At 70.4% G+C, this 21845-nt stretch carries 27 protein-coding genes and 2 tRNA genes; 16 read left to right on the top strand and 13 right to left on the bottom strand.

Annotated features, from left to right (window positions below; translation table 11 throughout):
• Window positions 1-30: 30 nt before the first annotated feature.
• Complete coding sequence (locus CVO96_RS10610) at window positions 31-999, top strand: magnesium transporter CorA family protein (protein ID WP_103312209.1); 969 nt, start codon at window positions 31-33, stop codon at window positions 997-999.
• Window positions 1000-1166: 167 nt separating this feature from the next.
• Here CVO96_RS10610 and CVO96_RS10605 read toward each other — a convergent pair.
• Window positions 1167-1252: transfer RNA gene (locus CVO96_RS10605), tRNA-Leu, on the bottom strand.
• Between the two features lie 48 nt (window positions 1253-1300).
• Window positions 1301-1377: transfer RNA gene (locus CVO96_RS10600), tRNA-His, on the bottom strand.
• 184 nt (window positions 1378-1561) lie between these two features.
• Between CVO96_RS10600 and CVO96_RS10595 the strand changes: the two genes are divergently transcribed.
• From CVO96_RS10595 to CVO96_RS10585, 3 genes are read left to right on the top strand one after another with little or no spacing between them, the layout of a single operon-like run.
• Window positions 1562-2704 (top strand): acyl-CoA dehydrogenase family protein, encoded by a 1143-nt coding sequence (locus CVO96_RS10595; protein ID WP_103312208.1) that lies wholly within the window; start codon window positions 1562-1564, stop codon window positions 2702-2704.
• A gap of 53 nt (window positions 2705-2757) precedes the next feature.
• The gene (locus CVO96_RS10590) at window positions 2758-3552 is read left to right on the top strand and encodes a class I SAM-dependent methyltransferase (RefSeq protein ID WP_103312207.1); all 795 of its coding nucleotides are present in this window, start codon (window positions 2758-2760) and stop codon (window positions 3550-3552) included.
• Window positions 3549-4205: a class I SAM-dependent methyltransferase gene (locus CVO96_RS10585; protein ID WP_103312206.1), complete on the top strand. Its 657-nt coding sequence runs from the start codon at window positions 3549-3551 to the stop codon at window positions 4203-4205. Before CVO96_RS10590 ends, CVO96_RS10585 begins: the two co-directional genes overlap by 4 nt.
• On the opposite strand, the gene truA is transcribed toward CVO96_RS10585, so the two are convergent.
• The gene (truA, locus tag CVO96_RS10580) at window positions 4163-4996 is read right to left on the bottom strand and encodes a tRNA pseudouridine(38-40) synthase TruA (RefSeq protein WP_103312205.1); all 834 of its coding nucleotides are present in this window, start codon (window positions 4994-4996) and stop codon (window positions 4163-4165) included. The genes CVO96_RS10585 and truA overlap by 43 nt on opposite strands.
• Before the next feature lie 74 nt (window positions 4997-5070).
• On the opposite strand from truA, the gene CVO96_RS10575 reads away from it, so the two are divergent.
• The 8 genes from CVO96_RS10575 to CVO96_RS10545 all read left to right on the top strand — a co-directional run bounded on the left by CVO96_RS10575 (window position 5071) and on the right by CVO96_RS10545 (window position 10996).
• Window positions 5071-5922 (top strand): LysM peptidoglycan-binding domain-containing M23 family metallopeptidase, encoded by an 852-nt coding sequence (locus tag CVO96_RS10575; protein WP_243398288.1) that lies wholly within the window; start codon window positions 5071-5073, stop codon window positions 5920-5922.
• Between the two features lie 62 nt (window positions 5923-5984).
• Window positions 5985-6230 (top strand): antibiotic biosynthesis monooxygenase family protein, encoded by a 246-nt coding sequence (locus CVO96_RS10570; protein WP_103312203.1) that lies wholly within the window; start codon window positions 5985-5987, stop codon window positions 6228-6230.
• A gap of 105 nt (window positions 6231-6335) precedes the next feature.
• On the top strand, window positions 6336-6665 hold the full coding sequence (locus CVO96_RS10565; RefSeq protein WP_103312202.1) for a PadR family transcriptional regulator: 330 nt from the start codon (window positions 6336-6338) through the stop codon (window positions 6663-6665).
• Complete coding sequence (locus tag CVO96_RS10560; protein WP_103312201.1) at window positions 6662-7876, top strand: permease prefix domain 1-containing protein; 1215 nt, start codon at window positions 6662-6664, stop codon at window positions 7874-7876. The genes CVO96_RS10565 and CVO96_RS10560 overlap by 4 nt, the downstream gene beginning before the upstream one ends.
• Window positions 7877-7965: 89 nt before the next feature.
• Window positions 7966-9162: a DUF6624 domain-containing protein gene (locus tag CVO96_RS10555; RefSeq protein WP_103312200.1), complete on the top strand. Its 1197-nt coding sequence runs from the start codon at window positions 7966-7968 to the stop codon at window positions 9160-9162.
• A complete protein-coding gene (locus CVO96_RS10550) occupies window positions 9159-10355 on the top strand; it encodes an alpha/beta hydrolase (protein ID WP_103312199.1) in 1197 nt (398 codons plus the stop codon). The genes CVO96_RS10555 and CVO96_RS10550 overlap by 4 nt, the downstream gene beginning before the upstream one ends.
• The gene (locus tag CVO96_RS21090; protein WP_165795273.1) at window positions 10352-10522 is read left to right on the top strand and encodes a hypothetical protein; all 171 of its coding nucleotides are present in this window, start codon (window positions 10352-10354) and stop codon (window positions 10520-10522) included. The genes CVO96_RS10550 and CVO96_RS21090 overlap by 4 nt, the downstream gene beginning before the upstream one ends.
• Window positions 10523-10558: 36 nt before the next feature.
• Window positions 10559-10996: a hypothetical protein gene (locus tag CVO96_RS10545; RefSeq protein ID WP_103312198.1), complete on the top strand. Its 438-nt coding sequence runs from the start codon at window positions 10559-10561 to the stop codon at window positions 10994-10996.
• Window positions 10997-11110: 114 nt separating this feature from the next.
• On the opposite strand, the gene surE is transcribed toward CVO96_RS10545, so the two are convergent.
• The 3 genes from surE to CVO96_RS10530 all read right to left on the bottom strand — a co-directional run bounded on the left by surE (window position 11111) and on the right by CVO96_RS10530 (window position 13832).
• Window positions 11111-11890: a 5'/3'-nucleotidase SurE gene (gene surE / locus CVO96_RS10540; protein ID WP_103312197.1), complete on the bottom strand. Its 780-nt coding sequence runs from the start codon at window positions 11888-11890 to the stop codon at window positions 11111-11113.
• 101 nt (window positions 11891-11991) lie between these two features.
• Window positions 11992-12255, bottom strand: coding sequence for a hypothetical protein (locus CVO96_RS10535; protein ID WP_133161789.1), 264 nt, complete (start codon window positions 12253-12255; stop codon window positions 11992-11994).
• A 380-nt stretch (window positions 12256-12635) separates the two neighbouring features.
• Window positions 12636-13832, bottom strand: coding sequence for a tetratricopeptide repeat protein (locus tag CVO96_RS10530; RefSeq protein WP_103312195.1), 1197 nt, complete (start codon window positions 13830-13832; stop codon window positions 12636-12638).
• 249 nt (window positions 13833-14081) lie between these two features.
• On the opposite strand from CVO96_RS10530, the gene def reads away from it, so the two are divergent.
• From def to CVO96_RS10510, 4 genes are all read left to right on the top strand, one after another.
• On the top strand, window positions 14082-14741 hold the full coding sequence (def, locus tag CVO96_RS10525; protein WP_243398286.1) for a peptide deformylase: 660 nt from the start codon (window positions 14082-14084) through the stop codon (window positions 14739-14741).
• A 74-nt stretch (window positions 14742-14815) separates the two neighbouring features.
• Complete coding sequence (gene fmt, locus CVO96_RS10520) at window positions 14816-15748, top strand: methionyl-tRNA formyltransferase (RefSeq protein ID WP_279327016.1); 933 nt, start codon at window positions 14816-14818, stop codon at window positions 15746-15748.
• Window positions 15749-15764: 16 nt separating this feature from the next.
• A complete protein-coding gene (locus CVO96_RS10515; RefSeq protein WP_103312193.1) occupies window positions 15765-16379 on the top strand; it encodes a hypothetical protein in 615 nt (204 codons plus the stop codon).
• A gap of 16 nt (window positions 16380-16395) precedes the next feature.
• Complete coding sequence (locus CVO96_RS10510) at window positions 16396-17184, top strand: serine hydrolase (protein ID WP_133161788.1); 789 nt, start codon at window positions 16396-16398, stop codon at window positions 17182-17184.
• Window positions 17185-17186: 2 nt separating this feature from the next.
• Here the strand turns inward: CVO96_RS10510 and CVO96_RS10505 are convergent, their stop codons facing one another.
• The 7 genes from CVO96_RS10505 to CVO96_RS10475 all read right to left on the bottom strand — a co-directional run bounded on the left by CVO96_RS10505 (window position 17187) and on the right by CVO96_RS10475 (window position 21712).
• The gene (locus tag CVO96_RS10505; RefSeq protein WP_103312191.1) at window positions 17187-17729 is read right to left on the bottom strand and encodes a phosphotransferase-like protein; all 543 of its coding nucleotides are present in this window, start codon (window positions 17727-17729) and stop codon (window positions 17187-17189) included.
• 42 nt (window positions 17730-17771) lie between these two features.
• On the bottom strand, window positions 17772-18473 hold the full coding sequence (locus CVO96_RS10500) for a monofunctional DNA glycosylase (RefSeq protein WP_243398284.1): 702 nt from the start codon (window positions 18471-18473) through the stop codon (window positions 17772-17774).
• 55 nt (window positions 18474-18528) lie between these two features.
• Window positions 18529-18714, bottom strand: coding sequence for a hypothetical protein (locus tag CVO96_RS10495; protein WP_103312190.1), 186 nt, complete (start codon window positions 18712-18714; stop codon window positions 18529-18531).
• A gap of 325 nt (window positions 18715-19039) precedes the next feature.
• Window positions 19040-19570 (bottom strand): macro domain-containing protein, encoded by a 531-nt coding sequence (locus CVO96_RS10490; RefSeq protein WP_103312189.1) that lies wholly within the window; start codon window positions 19568-19570, stop codon window positions 19040-19042.
• 25 nt (window positions 19571-19595) lie between these two features.
• Window positions 19596-20309 carry a guanylate kinase gene (gene gmk, locus CVO96_RS10485; protein WP_103312188.1) on the bottom strand — a complete coding sequence of 238 codons (714 nt, stop codon included), beginning with the start codon at window positions 20307-20309 and terminating at the stop codon, window positions 19596-19598.
• Window positions 20310-20414: 105 nt separating this feature from the next.
• On the bottom strand, window positions 20415-20834 hold the full coding sequence (locus CVO96_RS10480) for a hypothetical protein (protein ID WP_103312187.1): 420 nt from the start codon (window positions 20832-20834) through the stop codon (window positions 20415-20417).
• Between the two features lie 584 nt (window positions 20835-21418).
• Window positions 21419-21712 (bottom strand): Lrp/AsnC ligand binding domain-containing protein, encoded by a 294-nt coding sequence (locus CVO96_RS10475; RefSeq protein ID WP_103312186.1) that lies wholly within the window; start codon window positions 21710-21712, stop codon window positions 21419-21421.
• Between the last annotated feature and the right edge of the window lie 133 nt (window positions 21713-21845).

Raw genomic sequence — 21845 nt, 5'->3', positions numbered from 1 at the left:
CTGCTGAGCAGACTGATCTATCCTCACGCCATGCCCATCTCCGCCCTGCTCTTCGACGCCCAAGGTCAGGACTCCGAGATCGACCTCGGCGGCGGTCTGCCGGCCCTGGACAAGCATCAGCTGCTGTGGATCGATATCCAGGGCGAACCCGGGGCGCCGGTCGAGACGCTGCTGCGGGCGCTGCCGCTCGACGAGCGCACCTGTTCGGCCCTGCTGTCTCCGGGAGGCCGGCCGTCGCTGCACCGCCACGACTCCGGCGTCCACCTGCGGATCAGCGCGGTCGAGAAGGGGCTGCACCACTACCGCCCGGTCGCCGTGCAGATCGCCGTCAGCGAGAACATCGTCTGCACCGCGCACGAGGAGCCGGTCAGTTTCCTTACCGCCTTCCGCGGCCGGCTGGAGACCGACACCCAGCTGGGCCGGCTCGACTCGGCCGCCTTCCTGGCCGTGCTGCTGACCGAGCACATCGAGGGCTACGTCCTGCAGCTCGCGCCGCTGGAAGACAACATCGACCGGCTGGACGAGCGCATCCTGAGCGAGAAGCGGCGCGAGCGTCAGCACCTGGAGACCCTGGTGGGCCTGCGCCGGCGCGTGAGCGAGCTGCGCCGCCTGCTGGGCGCCCACCGGCCGGTCTACGTCGGGCTGGCGAGCCCGGATTTCCTGATCTTCCAGGATGACCAGCCCGAAGCCATGCTGACCCGGTTGCTGCGGCAGTTCGAGCAGACCCAGGAGGCGGTCGGCCAGACCCGCGAAACCGTGCTGGGCACCTTCGACCTGCTGATGAGCAGCACCGGGCAGCGCACCAACGACGTCATGCGCGCCCTGACGGTGGTGACCGTCACGCTGGGGATCATCGCGGCCGTGGCGGGCGTGATGGGCATGAACTTCCAGGCCGACATCTTCAAGGCCGGCAACACCGGCTTCCGCGACGTGCTGCTGTTCAGCGCGGGCCTGAGCGTGCTCGTGGTGGCGCTGGGGCGCTGGCGCGGCTGGCTGTAGGCGGACTGGAGACGGACGCGCCTCCGGTGCAGATCGTCCAAGTCCGTGACCTCGCTCAAGCGCGGCGAGGGGCACCAGATCCGGGGGGGAAGGGGCCTGAGCCACGCCCGCACCCCGGCCGGGAACGACAGCGAAAAACCCCGCCGGAGCGGGGCCGAGCGCCTGTGTGGTGCGAGGAAAGGGACTTGAACCCTCACTCCCTACGGGAACCAGATCCTAAGTCTGGTGCGTCTACCAGTTCCGCCATCCCCGCACAGTCAAAGAAAACCCCGGCCCGGCAGGTGCGCCAGAACCGGGGGGATGGGGTGGATTAGGGGACTTGAACCCCCGGCCTCCGCTTCCACAGAGCGGCGCTCTAACCAACTGAGCTAAACCCACCACGCGCCTTCTCAGGCCCACACATCCTAGACGCGGGCGGGCAGGGTGTCAATCCGCCGGACATGAAGCTGCCCTCAGCGAAGTGGGCAGCACCGTGGGCAGCCAGCCACCATGCCTCCCCCGCCGGCCCCCTATGACGACATTCACCCGCGCCGCGGCCCCGAGCGGCGTAGGCTGTGCACACATGGATTTCCAGCTGCCCGAAGACCTGCGCGAGGTGCAGGCCACCATCCGTGACTTCATGCTCAGCCGCGTGGAGGCCCGCGCCCACGAGATCGAGGAGACCAACCGGGTGCCGCCCGAACTGCTCAGCGAGGCCGCCGGGCTGGGCCTCTTCGGCCTGAGCATCCCCGAGGAGTACGGCGGCGTGGGCCTGAGCACCCTGGGCCGCTGCGCCGCCTACGAGGCGCTGGGCATGGGCCACATGGGCTTCGGCGGCGTGATCTCGGCCCACGCCAGCATCGGCACGTCGGGCCTGGTGAGGCTGGGCACCGAGGAGCAGAAACGCCGCTTCCTGCCGCGCATGGCGAGCGGCGAGTGCGTGGCGGGCTTCGCCATCACCGAGCCCTCCAGCGGCTCGGACGCCGCGAACATCCGCACGCGGGCCGAGAAGAGGGGCGACGTGTACGTGCTGACCGGCACCAAGCACTACATCTCGAACGCGCCGATCGCGGGGCTGCTCACGGTGATCGCCGTCACCGACGCCAGCAGAGGGACGAAGGGCATGAGCGCCTTTCTGGTCGAGCCGCAGAGCACGCCCGGAGTCAGCATCGGCAAGATCGACGAGAAGATGGGCCAGAAGGGGTCGCTCAGCGCCGAGGTGATCTTCGACGGCGCCGAGGTTCCGGCCGCCAACCTGCTGGGCCCGGAGCACCTGGGCTACCGCGAGGCGCTGGGCATCCTGACCAACGGCCGGGTGGGCATCGCGGCCCGCAGCACCGGGGCCATGCAGCGGCTGCTGGAACTGAGCGTGGCCCACGCCAAGGCGCGCGAGCAGTTCGGGCAGCCCATCGCCGAGTTCCAGGCGGTGCAGTTCATGCTGGCCGAGATGGAGATCGCGATCCAGACCAGCCGCGTGCTGTGGCAGAAGGTCGCCTGGATGGTCGACGGGGGCCAGGACGTGCGCCGCATGGCGAGCGTGGCCAAGTACCACGCCACCGAGATGCTCTCGCAGGTGGCCGACAAGGCCGTGCAGGTGCACGGCGGCATGGGCTACATGAAGGACTCGCCCGTGGAGCGCTACTACCGCGACCAGCGCCTGCTGCGGATCTACGAGGGCACCTCCGAGATTCAGAAACTGATCATCGCGCGGGACTTGCTGGCGTAGGGATGGGCCGATTGGCCGATGCTGAGCGCGGATGGCCGCCGCTACCCTGACCCATGCGTGAAATTGCCCGTTATTACGAGAAGGATCGGGAACACGACCGACTGACCCGCGGCCTGGGCCAGGTCGAGTTCGTCCGCACGCTGGACGTATTGACGCGGGTGCTGCCGCCGGACGGGACGCTGCTGGATATCGGCGGCGGGGCAGGGATCTATGCGCGCGAGCTGCTGGGACGCGGTTACAGGGTTCATCTGCTGGACGCCATGCCCGGTCATGTGGAGCGGGCGCGGAGGGACGAAACCCTAGCGTCCCTCGCCTCGCTGACTCTGGGCGACGCCCGCGCGCTGCCCTACCCGGACGCGGGCGCCGACGCCGCATTGCTGCTGGGGCCGCTCTATCACCTTCCAGAGGCCGCCGACCGGGCCACCGCGCTGGCTGAGGCGCGGCGCGTCCTGCGGCCCGGCGGCCTCGTCTGCGCCGCCGCCATTCCCCGGGCGGCGGCCATCTGCGGTGACTTTACGCGCGGCCTGAACGACGAGGACTACGGCCGCCCCATCCGTGAGGAAGCCTACCAGAGCGGTCGATACCACAACCCGCAGGCCCGGCCCGGCTACTTCACCACCGCGTATTTCCACGACCCGGCCGAACTGCGCGCCGAACTGGAGGCCGCGGGCTTCGCCAGGGTCGTTCTGTACGCCCTGGAAGGTTCAGCGAACCTGCTGCGCGACCCCGAGGCGGTGATGGCCGACTCGGTGGCGCGGGATGGCCTGCTGGCCGCCCTGCGCCTGACCGAGCTGGACGAGACCCTGCTGAGCATCAGCGCGCATGTGCTGGCCGTGGGCCGGGCATGACCGAGACCCCCCACTCCCGCGAGTGGTACGCCCACCTGGCCCGCGAGCTGGGCGGCTATCGTCACCCCTGGAGGCGCGTGCTGGACGGCCCCGACCCGGAACTGAGCTTCGACGCCCTGCTCATGGAGCACCTGAGCCCAACGTCACGTGTACTGGAGGCTGGCTGCGGGCATGGCCCGGACGCGGCGCGCTTCGGGAGCCGGTGTGCGCGCTGGGCCGCCTACGACCGCTCGCCCGAACTGTTGGCACTGGCGCGCCAGAATGCTCCGCACGCCGAATTTGCGGAGTGGGACGGCAAGAGCGAGGTGCCCCTGGCCCTGCGTGGCCCCTTCGACCTGATCGTCTCGCGGCGAGGGCCGACGGGAGTGATCGACCACCTGCCAGCCGTTGCCGCGCCTGGAGCGCACTTCCTGTACGTCGGGCCGACGTTGGACGTACCCCAGGTGCCCCAGCGCCTGGGCAGGATCGGCTGGGACATCCTGGGGGAGTGGCGGGCATCGGTGCGGGCCTGGGCCCCAACCTGGGAGGACTGGCAGCTTCGCTGCGAATTCATGGGTGAGGTCGCGCGATCAGAGGACTGGGATGCCGGGGCCACGAGTCGCGGCCTCCCCTACCGTGAGGAACGCTCTGTGGTGCTGGCCGGCCCGCCATAGCTCGCCCCCGCGAAGTACAGCCCGTGTGCGGGCACGTTCGCGCCCGCCTGGGCCCGGCTGCGGCTGGCCAGGATCTCGGCCACCTCGCCGGGTGCCAGTCTCCCCTGCCCGACCAGCAGCAGCGTGCCCACCAGCCCGCGCACCATGTGGCGCAGGAAACTCTCGCCGTGTACGTGGATCTCCCAGATGTGCGGGCCGGGCACGATCTCCAGCGCTCGCAGTTCCCGCACCGTCTGGCGCTCCTCCTGGGTGGCGAAGGCGGCGAAGTCGTGCGTGCCGGTCAGGTGGGCGGCGGCGGCGCTCATGGCCTGAGCGTCCAGGGGTTGCGGCACATGCAGGGCGCGGCCCGCCCACAGCGGATGCCGCTGCGGCGAGGCCAGCAGGCGGTACACGTAGCGGCGTTCGGTGCAGGAGAAGCGGGCATGGAAGCCGGGGGGCGCCTCGGCGGCGGCCAGGACGGCCACGCTGGGCGGCAGCCAGGCGTTCAGGGCGCGGGCGAGCTTGCCCGGCGGCACCCCGAAATCTTCGGACACATCCACGTGCGCGGGCATGTCCTCGGCGTGGACTCCGGCGTCGGTGCGGCCGGCGGCGACTGCGCGGAAGGAACCGGCCCCCAGGCGGGCGCAGGCGGAGAGCAGCGTGTCCTGCACGCTGGACGCGGCCGGCTGGGACTGCCAGCCGGCGTAGGGGGCGCCGTCCCAGGCCAGGCGCAGCCGCAGTCGCCGGAAGCCCGCCGGGGGCTGGTACTGTGCCCGGGACTCCGGCTGATCCTGCGGCGGTTCGGCGCTCACCCCGACAGCGTAGCGCAGCCGTGCCGGACGGGCTTTCTCATGGAAATGCCAGCTGACCCGCTATGATCTGGCGTGTGAACCGTCATCTTCCGGCGTTGCTGGCCGCCGCCCTGCTCTGGAGCGGCGCGCAGGCCGGATCGTCCTACCGGGTGCAGCGGGGCGACACGCTGAGTGAGATCGCCGCGCGCTCCGGCGTGAGCATGGCCGAGCTGCGCGCCGTCAACGCCCGCCTGAGGGGCAGCGCACAGGTGCAGGCCGGCTGGGTGCTGGCGATCCCCGACCGCCGCCTGCCGGCCTCGACCCACCGGGTCACCGAGGGCCAGAACCTGACCGTGATCGCCCGCAAATACGGCCTGACCCTGAGCCAGCTCGTCAGGGCCAACCCCCGCTACCAGGGGGGCAAACCCGTGTGGGCCGGCGCCGTGCTGACCATTCCCGCCCGCACCGCCCACGCCGGCGGCTCGGCCCCCGCCCGCGGCGGCATGAGCGTCCGCGCCGCCAGCACCTCCAGTCCGGCCCGCAGCGCGGCCTCCGGGGGACGCTGGCTGTGGCCGCTGCCGGGCCACCAGACCATCAGCAGCGGCTTCGGCGAGCGCGAGCTGGGCGGCGAGACCGAGGTTCACTACGGCATCGACATCGTGGCCCCGACGGGCACGCTGGTGCGCGCCGCGCGCTCGGGCCGCGTGCTGGAGTCGCGCCCCGACTACGACCGGGGCTGGGGCTGGACGGTCGTGGTCGAGCATCCGGACGGCTGGATTACCCGCTACGCCCACCTGAGCGTCAATCTGGCGAAACAGGGCGAACTGGTGGTGCGCGGGCAGGGCATCGGCCGGGTCGGCAACACCGGGCGCAGCACCGGCCCACACCTGCATTTCGGCACCTACCTGCGCTGGAGCCCGCGCGACCCGCTCAGCCTGTACGACTGAGCGCCGCGACTCCTCCCCGGCCCTTTGACTCGTGCGGGCCACCGGGCGCACTGTGGACACCTATGGCCAGCCATGTGCATTACGCCGAAGCGCGGGGCGACAGCGCCCTGGCGACCCTGCGGGAGTTTCTCGACGCTCTGGGCACCCAGCCCGGCCTGCTGAGCGCTGAACTGCTCTCCAGCCCCGATCAGCCGGGCCTGTATCTGGTCATGAGCCGCTGGGACACGCCCATCCCTCCCCTGACCCTCCCGGACGGCGTGCGGGCCTGGGCCTTCGAGACCCTGGAGGAGCGTCACCCGGCGCGCTGACCCCAGCCCAGACCACCCCCCTTGCTTTCCGATGCCCATAGGCTTACGATGTCTATACCTCGACAAGCGATGTCGCTCCACTCAGGCGACGGCGAAGGAACGCGTATGGACGCTCAACAGCTCAAAGGCCACCTCGACCTCCTGCTCCTCGCCACGCTGGAACACGGCCCGCGCTACGGCGGCCAGATCATCGCGGACGTGCAGGCCAGCACAGGCGGCTATTTCAGCCTGCGCGAGGGCACCCTGTACCCCGCCCTGCACCGGCTGGAGAAGGCCGGCTGGATCAGCGGCGAGTTCCAGGTGCTGCCCCGCGGCGGCAGTCCGGTCAAGGTCTACACCCTGACCCCCAGCGGCCACAGCGAACTGCGTGAGCAGCGCCAGCGCTACGAGCGCTTCAGCGGCGCCGTGCGCGGCGTGATCGGCGGCGGCGCATGAACGCGGTCGAGCGCTACCTGCGGCGCGCCACGCACGGCCTGTGGGGTCAGAAGAAACGCGACGCCCTGACCGAACTGCGCGGCGCCGTGGAAGACAAGGTGTACCGCCACCAGCTCTCGGGATTGAGTGAGGGCGAGGCCGTCACGGCGGCGCTGCGTGACCTGGGGAGTCCGGCGGTGATCGCGCGGGAGCTGGGGCGGGTGCATACGGTGCCCAGCCTGCTGCGCGCCACGCTCCTGGCGGGCATGACCGGCCTGCTGGGCATTCAGGCAGCGGCGCAACTGCCGACGATCCAGGCGGCGCCAGTGCCCGTGGGACAGCTCTGCACCTTCGATGAATCGGCCCTGGCACGGTTTTTTCCCGAGGATCAGCTGAGGATACGCGAGCGGATCAAGGCGGCCGGCGGGCGCGAGCAGTACGAGGCGGCCTGCCGGGTCAGGCAACCGGACACCGGGCTGAACAGCCTGTTGCGCCTGAGCGACCTGATTGCTGCCCTGCGGATGGCCCAAGTCGAGGCCCGGACGATTCCGGGCACTGAGGCCTTTGTGCAACTCAAGGTGCCAGGCGAGGACTGGCAGGGGCTGAACCTCAACGAGGCAGTTCACTTTCTGCCCACTGGGCCAGGAACTGCGGCGAAGCCAGGGAGCCGCACGGAGCCCTACGTCTACGCGGAGAATCTCATTAGCCAACTGCTCTACAGCTTCAAGGGGCCGCTCCGGCTGAGCGGGGTGGTGAATCCCACGCTGCACATCGGCCCGGCCCAGATGCAGGTGGGCACCACGCAGCGGCCGGTGCGGGCCACCAACCTGTACCAGTGGGCCGTGTACGAGGAGGTCACCAGACTGATGCGCCTGGACTCGCCCGCCTCCGCTCCTGCACCCCGACTGGGTCTGTCGCCCGACGATGGCCCCCATGCCGGATACAGTCAGCTCAAGGTGAACGCCCAGGACGGGGCCGTGTACGCTCTGGTCGGCAGCATGAACGGTGAGATCGGGCTGGCCGTGCGGGCTGTCCGGGCCGGACGACTGGAACTGCCCTGCGACTGCCGATCCACACCGTTCACGCAGACGGACAGCCTGAAGACCCTGCTCGCCCAGGCGCGGCGCGGTCAGTCGGCGCTGATGGTCTTCGCGCTGGACGCCTCCGACCTGCGCCACCTCCAGCTCACGCCCGTGCCCACCGCGCAGCTTCAGCTGGTCAGCGCTCCTTAGGACACGGCCGCACATGGGGACACGAACAGCGGGCCGGCCTGACAAGATGGGGCACGCCCTCCCCACACCTCCCACCCGACAGGAGCCCCATGCGCCCGTGGTTGATCCTCGCCCTTCTGGGCCTTCCCGCCCCAGCCCTCGCGCAGAGTCCGGCGTTGCCGGATCCGGCCGCCTGCGCCCGCCTGATCGCCCCCCAGACCCGGCTCATGAGCCCGGAGCTGACCCTGGCCGTGCGGGCCACCACCCAGAGCTATGCTGGGCAGGTTCAGGGGATCTATCGGCGGATGGCGCTGCGCCCGCTCACCCCAGCCGAGGTTCGTGAGCTGCAGCCGCTGGAACGTGAACTCACCGGCTATGTGGATCGTCTGCTGGGCACCTGGGGCTGGCCGGCCGATCCGGCCGGCCGCGCTGCCGTGGGCCAACTGCTCCTTACACCGACGCTGAAATGGTGCGCCGGGCCGCTCGCCCTGAGCGCCGCCACCACTCCGGCCGAGCGCCAGCAGGCGGCTGGCCTGATCGACCAGGGCCTGACTGGGCTGGGAGGGAAGCAGCGCTACGGCACGGCCTTCTCGGTTCGGCGCGGCCGGGTCACGCCACTGCCCATTGAGGACGCGGCGGGGGTCGATGCCCGCCGCGCCGGGCTGGGCCTGCCCCCTCTGGCCGAGGAGCTGACCCGCGTCCAGGCGCAGCAGCCGCCCCCCAAGGCGCCCCCCGGTCTCAGGCGCCCGGTGGTGGTGCGGCCGGTCTGCCAGCCGTTCACCACCCCCGCCGCGCTGAACACGCCGCTGACCGCCGCGCAGATCGGTTCTCTGGCGAATGAGGCGGCCCGGCTGGTCGAGCAGGATCAGGCGAGCCGGACGGGGCAACCCGGCGCGCGGAGCATGTCGGAGGTGGACAGGGAATCGACCCTCTGGCTCAAGGAAGTGCTCCGGCAACGCGGATGGCCCAGCGCCAACCGCAGCGACCCTGAGCTGGCCTTCGATGCCTGGCTGCTCGCCCAGCACGCCGATCTGCGGCCCTCGCTGCAGGCCTGCGTGCTCGATCTGCTGGCGCAGCAGCGGAGCACGCCCGCCGAGGCCCGGAATCTCGCCTACCTGACCGACCGGGTGCGGCTGGCACAGGGACAGCCCCAGGTCTACGGCACGCAGGTCATGTACGACGACGTGCAGGGCAAGGCGTCGCCGCGAATGCTGGACGATCCGGCCGGAGTGAACGCGCGCCGGGCGAACGTCGGCCTGGAACCCATCGAGGAGTACCTGAAGGGATTCGAGAGGCCGCGACCGTGAAGTCGGGGGTGACGCGCGCCGGGCTATTGGCGCTGGCGCTGGGCGGGGTCGCCTGGGCCGGCGGAGGGGGGCCGCGCCCGCTGGTGCCGGACTTCTCCAGAGCTGGTGATTTCAGTCGAGACTGCGATGTCCAGCCCTCCGGGGCCCAGGGCTGCCGCCTGCGGGCGCCGCTGCCCCCGGTGACGGCCCTCAAGGTGGGCGAGTGGCGCGTGGTGCCGGGGCCGGGTCAGGTCTCCGTGGTGTACCGCGCACCGGCCGGCATCACGCAGGCATCTGTGTGCTGCGGGCTGCAGCTGCCCCTCTCGCCCATACCCGGCACCGACCTGTGGGGCGTGACGGCGCGGGTGGCCGAGGTGCAACAGCTCGCCATGACCATCGGGGTCTTCCGGGACGGGCAGTTCGGGCAGGATCTCCAGACCTGGCGCGGGGCCCAGGCGCCGCCGGCCCTGAAGGCCGTGCCCACCGGACAGCTCCTGGGCCGGGTACAGACCTTTGGACTGGAGTCGGGACTCCCGCTGATCGGCACCCGGCAGCTCTCGGTCTACACGCCGCCCGGCTGGAGCGCCGCCGAGCCGTTGCCCGTGGTCTACCTGGCCGACGGCGCCGCGCCCGGCATGGCCACCACCCTGGAGCCCCTGATCCAGAGTGGGCGAGCGCCCAGGGTCGTGCTGGTCGGCATCGAGAGCGCCCCCTCCGCCCTGACCGGTCAGGCCTACGACCCGGCCCAGGATCGCCGCGCGCAGGAATATCTGGATGGCTACACCGGCGGTGAGGCCGCCTTCAGGGCCCACGAGCGCTTTCTGCTGGACACCGTCCTGCCGGAGATCGAGCGACGCTTCGGTGTGCGGGGCACGGCCCAGGGGCGGGTGGTGGGCGGCTTCTCGAACGGCGGGGCGTGGGCGATCAGTATGGCGGCGCGGCATCCGGACACCTTCCGGGGCGTGATCGCGCTCAGTCCGTCGAACCTGCCCGGAGCGCAGGGGCTGCCGCACCCGCAGGCCCGGGTGTTCACCTCGGGCGGCACGCTGGAGCCCGGTTTTCTGGAGGCTTCGCGCACCTATGCGGCCAGCATCCGGGCACGCGGCGGCGCGGTGCGGCAGGTGGGGCGCGTGGGCGGCCACGACGGGCTCATCTGGCAGGAGGAATTTCCCGGCGCGGTGGCCTTCGTGCTGGCGAGCGAGGAGAGAAGATGAAGCTATGGATGATGGGCACGCTGGCGCTGTGTTCTGCCGCTCTGGCCGGCGGCGCTCAGCGCACAGCCACGACCTTCCAGTTCGCGGGCAGCGGCTGCCGCCCCGCGCTGGGACAGATCACGGTGGGCGTCCAGCCAGACGCGGCGGCGTCACGGCGCATGGCCTAGCTCTTCGCGGCCGACCAGGCGGCCCGCCAGGTGGACATGAGCGCAATCGACTGGAGCACCGTGGCGCGCGAGGACGAGGCCCGGCGCGCCCAGACCCTGACGCTGCTGCGGGCGGGCCGCCTGACCACCCCGACCGATCTGGTGGGCGCCGCCTTCCTGTTCCAGCACGGCAACTGCCCACAGCATTACCGGCTGGCGAACCTGCTCTCGGCGCAGGCCATCGCCCGTGGCGACGAGCGGGCGCGTTGGCTATACGCCGCCACCTACGACCGCTGGCAGCGCAGCCTGGGCCAGCCGCAGAAGTACGGCACGCAGTACGTCAGCGTGGGCGAGGGCTGCCAGTTCCAGCTTGAACCCTACGACCCGGCCACCACCGACCGGGAGCGCGCCCGATACGACGTGCCGCCTATTGCTCAGGCACTGGCGCAGGCCGACGAGATCAACGCCGAGTGCGAGAAGAATCAGGCGCCCTGACCGGGACGGCGGGCCGGATCATCCGGAATCCGAAAATATCCGTTCCAGAATGGACATTGTCCGAGCGGAGCGGGTGCGACCTCCCACGGGTTCCGGGAATGGACGGACTCCGGATCAGAGCTGCGGGACGTAGCCGCCGACTTCCTCCAGCAGATCGCGGGCCGTCAGGTCGATCCGCACCGGCGTCACGCTGACGAAGCCGGCCTGCACGGCGCCGTAGTCGGTGCTCTCGTCCTGGGCGTCGGGGGCGCGGCTGACCCCGGCGACCCAGTGGTATTCGCGGCCCTCGGGGTCTTTGCGGGTCACGATGGAATCTTCCCAGCGGTGTTCGCCGACCCGGGTGACCCGCACGCCGCGCGCCGTCTCCCGGGGAAAGTTGACGTTCAGCAGCGTGCGGTGGGGCAGGCCGCGCTGCAGCACCTCGCGGGCCAGCCGAGCGGCGTACTGGGCGCCGGCCGCGAAATCGTACTCGCCGCTCTCCGAGGGCCGCTGGCTGAAGGCGATAGAGGGCACACCCAGCGCCAGCGCCTCGATGGCGGCGGCCACCGTGCCCGAGTGCGTCAGGTCGTCGCCCAGGTTGGGGCCGAGGTTGATGCCGCTGACCACCAGATCGGGCGCCCCCAGCAGATGCACGCCCAGCACCACGCAGTCGGCGGGCGTGCCGTCCACGCGGTAGGCGGGCACCTCGCCGAAGCCCGCGCTGGCGGTGTGCCGGAAGCGCAGCGGCCGGCGGATGGTGATGCCGTGCCCGACGGCCGACTGTTCCACGTCGGGGGCCACCACGGTCACGTCGGCGAAGTCGCTCATGGCCAGGCCCAGCGCCTTGATGCCGGGAGAAAAGATGCCGTCGTCGTTGGCGACGAGGATGCGGGGACGGGAGGGCGCTTGGGTCATGGGGTGAAGGGTAGCGCGCGGGGGTCAGCTCCTCTGCGACCTCTGACCCCGCCGCCTCTGGCCGACCGCCGGGCCAGGCAGCTGGATCAGACAGCCGGCCCTCAGCGCAGCGACAGCATCAGCACGTACAGCGCGCCGCCGACCGGCAGGGCCAGCGCCCAGCGGCGCAGCGGGCCGACACCGGTCTGTTCCAGCGAGGCCGCCGTCAGGATCGCCCCGGCATAGGCCAGTGCGCCGCGCAACAGGTCACCGCCGACCGCGAGGTACCCGGCCACACCGCACAGCGCCGCCAGACCCGCCAGCAGGACGATCACCGTGCCCCGGGGCAGCAGCGTCGGGTGGGGCCGGGGCAACGCACTTTTCATCTCCCCCGTTATGGGGGGTTGGCGGAGCCGATCCAAGCCCAGGTGCCCAGGGTGATGGAACGGTGAAGAGGCGGGGCGAGCGGCCACCTGCCCTGAAACTGAAGGCTGGGGTGGATTCAGCCACGACCGGCGCGGCCTGCAGACCGGTTATCCACACTGCCCTGTGGATAACTTCCCCCCACCGGCGGGCATCCGGCAGGGAGCGTTCACCGGGGAGGAATGTTCGTCCCAGAGGGAGTGCAGACGGCTTCTCCGGACGCTCCGTCCAGCATCCGCTTGAAGTTATCCACAGGCAGCGGGAGTTTTCCACAGCCCCTTCGCCGGCCGCATGTGGAAAACTCCCGCCACACGGACGGGAGTTCGGGAGGCGGCGCGGGGGTCTATTTGCCCAGGCCGGCCAGGCGCAGGTAGTAGGCGCTGCCCTTGTCGTTCGGGTCGAGGGCCACCGCCCGGCCGTAGGCCTCGGCCGCCCCGGTGAAGTTTTTGGCCTCGTAGCGCACGCGGCCCAGCCACGCCCAGGCTTTGGCGTAGTTCGGGTTCTGGGTGGCGGCGTCGAGGAAGCCCGCCTCGGCGCCCGGCTTGTCGCCGGCAGTGTATTTGGCGTAGGCCGCGCGGTAGGCGCGCACTGCCCCCAGGCCGTACTGCACGCCCTCCTGCGCCAGGGTCAGGTTGAACCGGTCGGCGGCGCTGGCTCCGGGCAGGGCCACGGCCCCCTGGAAGGCGGCCAGCGCGGCGGGGGCGTCGTTCAGTTCCAGCGCCAGACGGCCACCCTCACGCCACGCCTCGGTGAAGTTCGGGGCGCTGCGGGCGGCCTCCTGGAACCCGGCCAGGGCCTTGGGCTTGCGGCCCGCGTCGCGGTCGCCGTAGGCGCGGCTGAACGCGCGGGTGGCCGCCGGCCCGTAGCGGGACGCGCTCTGGGCCAGCCCACGGAAGTAGACCAGGGTCTTGTCGCCCGCCTTCTGGGCCAGGGCGCGGTCGTACAGCGCGCTCGCCTGGGCGTAGTTGCCAGCTTCCAGCGCCGTGCGTGCGGCCCAGGTCAGGCAGAGCAGGTTCTGCGGATCGAGTTCCAGGCAGGTCTTGAAGGCGGCCTCGGCTTGGCTGGGCTGGTTCAGGGTGTAGGCGGCGTAGCCCAGGTTGTACTGCGCGTTCGCGGCGGCCTTCGTGTCATCGCTGCCGGGCGTGGGGGCCTGCACCTTGAACAGGGCGTTCCAGGAGCGCTCGGCCTGGCGCCAGAAGCCGACCTCGGTGTAGATCTGGGCGCGCAGCCGCAGGTACTCGGCGTTCTGGGGCTGGGCACCCACGGCGGCCTCGGCGGCGGCGGCGGCCTGCTTCCAGAGCGTCTGGTCGATGTTCGCGCTGCCCTTGGGATAGGTCGCGCGGGCCTGTTCGGCCAGGGAGCGGGCCTGCGCCGCCAGCGAGGCGGGGGTGCCGGTGGGGGCTGGTGTGGCCGGCTGGGCGGCAGGCTGTGCAGCCGGTTGGGCCGGCGCCGCGTCCTGGGCTGCCGCCAGCGGTGCGGAAAGCAGGGCGAGGCTGAGCAGGGCTGTTCGGGCGGACGGGAACGTCAGATGCTTGGACATGGGGGAACCTCCGGGGACGCTGTTTCCCCTGACCCTAAGCGGGGGCAGTGCCGACAATATGAGAGCTTGCCGAAGGCCTGCCCGGAGCGGGGGGTGGGGTGGTGGGCGGCGTCCGGCCCTGACCACGCCGGCCACCCCGTCAGGCGTTCCGGTGGTCAGCCCGGCAGACGGCCCGGCAGATGGCACAGAAGACAGACTGTGTGGGCCGACGGTGGCCCCCCGGCCGGGTTTGGTAAAACAGGAGGCATTGTGAGCGACCCTGCCTCTCCCCGCGTGTATCCGCTGCGCCTGTACGGCGATCCCATCCTGCGCCGCAAGGCCAAGGCGCTGCGCCCCGGCGAGATCCTGAGCGTTCCCGGCTTCGGCCCCCAGAGCGTGCGCGAGGTGGCGAACACCATGCTGGAGACCATGTTCGAGGCGCGTGGCGTGGGGCTGGCCGCTCCCCAGGTGGGCCTGCCCGTCCGCATGTTCGTGGCCGTGGAATACGAGGACGACGAGGAGGAGCACGAGGGCCAGGACAGGCCCCTGCGCTCGCGCGTGCTGCGCGACTTCGTGATGATCAACCCGGTACTGAAGGTCATCGACAAGAAGAAAGACCGCTCGTACCAGGAAGGCTGCCTGAGCATTCCCGGCATCTACGAGGAGGGGGTGGCCCGCTCGCGCGCCGTGCAGGTCAGCTACACCGATCTGGACGGCCAGGGGCAGGTGCTGGAGGCCGACGACTATCTGGCCCGCGTCTTCCAGCACGAGACCGATCACCTCGACGGCGTGCTCTTCCTGGATCGCCTGCCGGCCGAGGTCACCGAGGACTACCGCAAGGAGCTGCTCGCCATCCAGCACAAGTCCAAGGCCCTGCTCAGCGACCTGGCGAAATGGGAACAGGCGCGGCATCTGGAGCAGAACCTGTGACGAACCCGGCCGGCGGGCGCGCGGCGGTGCAAGGGCAGCCGGCGCCGTCCACGGCGGGGCCCGCCTCCCCCCGCGTGGCCTTCTTCGGCTCGCCGGCCTTCTCGCTGCCGGTGCTGGAGGCCATCCGCGAGCAGTTCGAGGTCGTACTGGTGGTCGCGCAGCCCGACAAGCCGGTGGGCCGGGGCCTGCGGCTGACCCCGCCGCCCGTGGCCGCCCGAGCCGCCGAGCTGGGCCTGCCGCTGGCGCAGCCGCAGAAGCTCCGCCGCAACACAGACTTCGAGGCCACGCTGCGGGACTCGGGCGCGGACGTGGCGGTCACCTGCGCCTACGGCAAGATCCTGCCCGGCTCCCTGCTGGCCGTGCCAAGTTCCGGCTTCCTGAACACGCACACCAGCCTGCTGCCCGCCTACCGGGGCGCCGCGCCGATCCAGTGGGCGCTGATCCGGGGCGAGACGGTCACCGGCACGACTATCATGCAGACCGACGTGGGCATGGACACCGGCCCGATCCTGCTGCAGGAGGAGATGCCCATCGAGCCCGCCTGGACGAGCCTGGAACTCTCGGCCGCCCTGAGCACCCAGGCCGCCCGGCTGATCGTGGAGGCGCTGTTCCGCATCGGCACCCTCGTCCCCAGGGCGCAGGACGACGCCCGGGCCACCCACGCCCCGATGCTGATCAAGGAGGACGGCTTCGTGCGCTGGACGGACACCGCCGCCGGGGTGGTGAACAGATACCGGGGCGTGGCCGCGTGGCCGCAGACGACCGCCTTCCTGCAGGGCGCCCGCCTGAAGCTGGAGGGCCTGGGCGTGACGGAAGGCCGGGGCCAGCCCGGCGAGGTGCTGGACGTCTCGGAGGCCGGCCTGAGCGTCGCCTGCGGCCAGGGCGCGGTGCTGATCCGCAGCGTGCAGCCCGAGGCCCGCAAGGCCCAGCCGGCGCATCTCTGGGCCCAGGCGGCCGGCATCCAGCCCGGCGCGCGCCTGGACGTCTGGGAACCGCCCCGCCCCTGACCCCGTACCCCGGAGGGTGAACCTCACTTTTCCGCTGACCGTGACCTTCAAGTTCAGTCTGTTCACCGAACTGCGCGTGCACGATGCGGGCGGGGGCCTGATCGCCGTGGTCAAGGAAAAGACCTTCAGCGTACGCGACGAGGTGCGGGTCTTCAGCGACGAGACCCGCACGCGCCAGACCCACGGCATGAAGGCCCAGGGCTTCATGGCCGGCGCGCTCGACTGGCGGGCCAAACGCCTGATCAGCCGAACGGGCGGCAGCCCGGTGGGCGCCCTGCAGGCCCAGGGACTGCGAACCCTCTGGGGCGCCGCCTACGACCTGCTGGGGCCGGACGGTCAGCCGCGCTTCACCATCCGCGACGACCATCCCTGGCTGGGCGTGATCGAGGGCGTGATCGGCGCGGTGCCCTTCATCGGCGACCTGATCGCCATGGGCTTCGATTACCTCGTGAATCCCACCTACACCGTGAGCGGCGCCGACGGCCTGCCCACCTACCGGGTTCACAAGAAGCGCAGCTTCCTGGCCCGCCGCTTCACCATCGAGGAACTGCGCCCCAGCCAGCCTGAGGACGACGAACTGGTGCTGCTCGGCCTGATCCAGCTGATCCTGCGCGAACGCGAACGGGGCTGAGGGCCGTGGGGTCGGGGTGACCTTACCTGAGTCTGGGCAGGTACCGGGGCCTGGGGGCCGGGTGGCCTTCTGCGTGCACGAGCTGGGCACCGGAATGATCAGGGCGCAGCGGGCTGATGAAGTGGTGCCCACCGCCAGTACGTACAAACTGCCCCTTCTGCTGCATATCGCGCTGCTGGTGGAGGAAGGGGCGCTGAGCTGGGCCCAGCCCTTCACGCTGGAAGACCGGCATAAAAGCTGGGGCAGCGGCGTGCTGAGAGACCTCTCCGTGGGCCTGACCTTCCCCCTTCGTGACCTCTGCCACCTCATGACGGCGCTGTCCGATAACACGGCGACTGACCTCCTGCTGGACACGCTGGGCCTGGACGGGGTGAACCGCCGACTGGCCGGACTCGGCTTCGAGCAGACGCGGCTTCTGCCCCAGCACGCCGCGCCCGGCGCCGGGGGCCGCCCTCCCCTGGCCGTGGGCGTGACGACCCCGGCCGAGATGGCGCGGCTCCTGCGGGGCATCGTGCTGCACGAGCTGTGCTCCTCCGCGTCGTCGAGCGTGATCCTGGGGATGCTTGGCGCGCAGCACGACCGCTCGATGATTCCCCGCTTCCTGCAGCCGGACTGGATATACAGCGGCAAGACCGGCAGCAACGAGGATCTGCGGGCCGACGTGGGGATCGTGACCGATCCGCAGGGTCGATCGTTCGTGCTGGCGCTGTATTGCCAGCATCCGACGACCTTCGACTGGTCGGTCGAGAGCCCTGGCACCTTGACTCTCGCGCACCTGGCCCGGCGCCTGCTCACCTCACCCTGAGGTCACCCGGTCGGCACGACCTGTGCCTGCTCCAGAATCCGGTCGACCGTCTCCCCCACGCTCAGGTCGCTGGAATCCACCACCTGCCAGCCGGTCTTCGGGTGCCTGTCCATGTCGGCGCGGATCAGAAGGGTGGCCTGCGCCAGCACACCCTTGAAGCTGGCCTCGTCCGGGCGGCGGGCGGCCAGCCGCGCCAGGGTCGCCTCCAGCGAGGGCTGCAGCAGGACGCGGTGGACGCCGTGCCCCTGCAGCGGCCCATAGTCCGCGTCGGGGGTCTCGCCCTGCCAGAAGTCGTCGATGGCGACCGCGAAGCCCGCTCCCGCGTAGGCCAGGGCCGTGCGCGCCGCCGCCCCGCGGGCCAGCCGGAGCTGCAGCTTCAGTTCGTCCGTCCATTCGAAGCCCGGCTCGGCCAGCCCCGAGACGACCATGTGGCGCAGGTCGTCCACCGGCAGGTGCAGGCCGCGCCCGAAGCGCTCCATCAGCGCGCGGGCGACCGTGCTCTTCCCGGCGGCGGGTGTCCCCAGGATCAGGAAGATGGGCGGCATACCCCATCTTGCCCTTTCGCCGGTGTCCCGAGTCAGCCGGGCTCAGGCTTTCCAGCTGGGCACCTTGCCGTCGTGGACCCTGAAGGCGTCACAGCGCTCCCGGAGCACGCAGACGCCGCATCTGGGCGCCGTCCATGAGCACACCTGCTGTCCGTGCCGCAGCAGGTTCACGTGGATCTCGTACAGAAAGGGCGGGTCGGGCGGCAGCACCTTCAGCAGCGCCCGGTGGGCCGCCTGCTCGCCCATCTTCGGGATCGCGCCTAGGCGGGTGGTGATGCGGTGGACGTGGGTATCGACCGGGAACACCGGTCGGGCGTAGTTGAACAGCAGCACCAGACTGGCCGTCTTCACCCCGACGCCGGGCAGGTCGGTCAGCCATTTCAGGGCGTCCTTGATGGGCAGTTCCTGCAGGAAATCGAGGTTGTAGCCGCCGGGCGCGTCGCGGATCAGGCGCAGGGTCTCCTGGATACGCGGGGCCTTGCTCTCGGGGTAGTTGCTGCGGCGGATGGCGTGGGCCACGGCCTCGGTGGGCGCGGCGATGATCGCGTCCCAGTCGCCCAGCCCGCGCAGTTCCTGGTAGGCGGCGTCCTCGTCGCGCCAGTTGGTGCGCTGCGAGAGGATGGTGCTGATGAGTTCGTGCAGCGGGTCGCGGCGCGGGCTCAGGGGCCGCTCGCCGTACTCGGCGCGCAGGGTGTCCTTGACCCATGCGAGCAGTTCGGCCCGCTCGGCATCGGGCCGCGCCACGTTCAGAGCCGGGCCTCCTGCCTCTGCGAGCGGCGCAGCCGCCCCCAGCAGGGGTTCAGCCTTCACGGCCTGACGTGGGGGTGTCCTCGACCTCGTCCCGGCCGCCCTCGGCGGGTTCGTCCTTGGCCGCCGGATCGACGCCGGTGCTCTGGCCGCGGGCCGCGTCGGGGATGGGGTGGCTCTGGCCCTCGGCGGGGGACTGGTCGGCGGGGTCGTAGCCGGTCTTCGGGTCGTCACTCATGCCCACAGCTTGCGCGTGCCCGCGCGGGGCTGGATGGCGGGCGGCTCAGGACGCCTTAACGCAGTACAGGCGGCGGCCCGCAGCACATAAAACAAAAAACCCGCCCTCTTCGGCGGTGATAGGGAAAAGATAGCGTGCCATGCAGGTGAAGTCAACTCCATGCAGACCAACCGGAAAACGGCGTCCAGCACAGGCTTTTCTCAGCAGGTATCCGGTCGCGGGGTGCATAGACCGGAGGAGTATCCCGGTGCTCCGCAGGCATAAAAAATCCGCCCTCTCAGGCGGTGATTGGGAAAATATAGCGCGCTATGCAGCCTGGGTCAACCTATGCGTCCCGATGGGCTCCGAGGCGTGCCAGTGCCTGCCGGAACACGTTCAGCGTGCCCACGTCATACAGCACGAGCCGGACACTCAGCGGCGGGTGGTCGACCAGGAATGCCAGGATGGTCTGCAGGGCGACCGGCGCCGCCTTCTCCAGCGGATAGCCGTAGACACCCGTGCTGATCGAGGGAAAGGCGACGCTCCCACACTCCGCCTGCGCGGCCAGTTCCAGGCTGTGGCGGTAGGCGCCGGCCAGCAGCTCCGCCTCGCCCGAGTGCCCGCCCCGCCAGACCGGCCCGACGGCGTGGATCACGGAGCGGACGCCCTGCGCCTGCAGCCGGAAGGCAGGGGTGATCACGGCGGTGCCGGTGGGCGTCCCGCCGATCTGCCGGAGGGCGCGCAGCAGTTCTGGGCCAGCGGCGCGGTGGATCACGCCGTCCACGCCCCCGCCGCCCATCAGTTCCCTGTTGGCCGCCGTCACGATGGCGTCGGTCGTCTGCGCGGCGATGTCTCCCTGGATCAGTTCCAGCGGCATACGGTCTCCTTCACGACTCCACGGTCTATGACTCCACGATGCGCTGCAGGTCGGTGTCGGTCAGGGTGTAGCTGCGGAGGTGGTCGGCCTGCACGCGGGCCTCGCGGTCGCGCTCCTGCCACTCGCTCTCGGGGAGCTGGCGGGCGCGCTCGGCGGTCTGGATGGCGTGCATCTCGGCAACCGCACGCTCCAGATCGTCGTTCACGACCACATAGCGGAATTCGTGCGCCTCGCGGATTTCCTCGCGGGCGCGCGCCAGGCGCCCCTCGATGCGCTCCGGGGTCTCGGTGGCGCGGCCCTCCAGACGGCGGCGAAGCTCCGAGAGGCTGGGCGGCATGATGAACACCAGGATGGCCTCGTCGCCCATGCGCGCCTTGACCTGCATGGCGCCCTCGACCTCGATCTCCAGGATCACGTCCTGACCGCGCTCCAGCGCCGCCTCGATGGGTTCGATGGGCGTGCCGTAGCGGTTGCCGACGAAGGCGGCGTGCTCCAGGAAGCCTCCCTGCCCCGCCTTGGCCTCGAAGGCCTCCGGGGTCACGAAGATGTAGTCCACGCCGTCGCGCTCGCCGGGGCGGGCCTCACGGGTCGTCCAGGAGGTCGAGTAGAACACGTCCTGGCCCGCGAGCCAGCGCTCGCGCAAGGTGCCCTTGCCGACGCCGGACGCCCCGGTAATCACCATCAGCAGGCCCCGGCGGGGGGAGGGGGAAGGGAGGGAAGCATCCTGAGCCACAGTCATTCCCGCAACGATACCCGCCCGCCCCCGGAAAGAGAACAGGCGAAGCGCCCCGCGAGGGAACGTTCCGCCTGAGAAGTACAGAGTTCGGCGTTGACCGGCGTTTCCCTACTTGCGCTTGGTCTTGGCGCGGCCCTTGCCCAGCGCGCGGCCCTTCTCGTAGCTGGCCTGCATCTTCTTGCGGGTTTCGGCGGCCATCGTCTTGAAGTCCACCAGTCCGGCCTCGATGTTCTCCAGGCTGGGCTTGATGCTGCCGCCCTTGCGGGCCGAGGCCAGCTCACGGTTGGTCTGCTCGAACCACTTCTCGAAAGCGGGCGTCGCCTGGAACAGCATTTCCTTGGCGTCGCGCTGGTAGGTGTCGCTGTCGCCGCGGCGGCTGAACTGCTTGGGCAGGGTGAAGCGCTCGGGCATGTACGCGGCCTCGAATTTGCCGTCGCGCACTGCGTCGCGGAACATCTTTACAAAGGTGTCACTGCGTTGTGCATTGCTGAGTTTATGTACCTGCTCGCTGAGTTTTCTATAAGACATGATGGGAACCCTCCGACATAAAGTATGGACACAAAAGAACATGAAAGTAAAGTGGATGAGCACGAACACGGAGGCCGGATCACGAAACGCGCGGGCCCGTTCAACGATAGTTTCCGCTGCGGAGCGGCGCTCCGGCGAATTTCGGAGGGCCACGCCGCAATCGACACTGCGACATGGCCCCTGAATTTCAGTGAATACAGCATTTGATACAGAACACCGCCGGATCGAACAAGAAGCCGGGCGCCGCGAACACCAGGGCGAACAGGACTGAGCCGAACCCGGGACGTCGCAGCGCTTTCCCGGCTCCAGTGGACTCCAGTGGGTTTCTGAGAAGGCGCTGAGGAGTCCGGATTCAATCGTGCGGCCGTTCAGGCTACAGTTCGGCCCGGAGACCCAGGCACCGGGCGGCTGCAGGGATTTCCAGACCCGTCAATGGCCCGAACCTCGTCTCCAGTCAGCAGATGCCACGCGGCCTCAAGAGGTTCGGGGGTCTACGTCCGGCTCAGGGTGAATCGGCGTGCGGCCTGCGGGTGGTGTCCGGCGTCACGCTGGCACGGTGGCCAGCCCACGCTCAGGACAGCGCCTCAGCGACCCTGGCCTTCATCCAGCCCCACGCCGAAGCCCTGATCGAGCAGCGCCTCGTTGTAGGTGCGGAAGGCCAGCATGGTGTGGGTTCGCAGGATGCCCGGCACCTTGCGAAGATGCCCGGTCACCACGTCGTCGAGTTCCTCATACTGCGCCAGTTTCAGGATGGCAACGATGTCCCACTCGCCGGTCACGGAATAGACCTCTCGCACGCTGGGCACGCCGGCCAGCGCCTCGGCGGTCGTCTGGATGCTGTGGCGCTCGGCCTGAACCATCACGATCGCGGTTACCATCGCCTTCTCTCCATAGGGGCCATTGTGCGCCCGGTCGGCGCCCGGCGGGTAGGCCCCGGGGAAGGTTCAGGGGCAGCGCCGGGCGCCGGCCCACGCCCGGTCTGACCGCTCGTTCGGGGACCTTTTACCGCTC

The organism is Deinococcus koreensis, from assembly GCF_002901445.1.
GTDB classification, from domain to species: Bacteria; Deinococcota; Deinococci; order Deinococcales; family Deinococcaceae; genus Deinococcus; species Deinococcus koreensis.
Note: the sequence above shows the minus strand (reverse complement) of the source record. Positions and strands in the feature narration are given on the sequence as shown.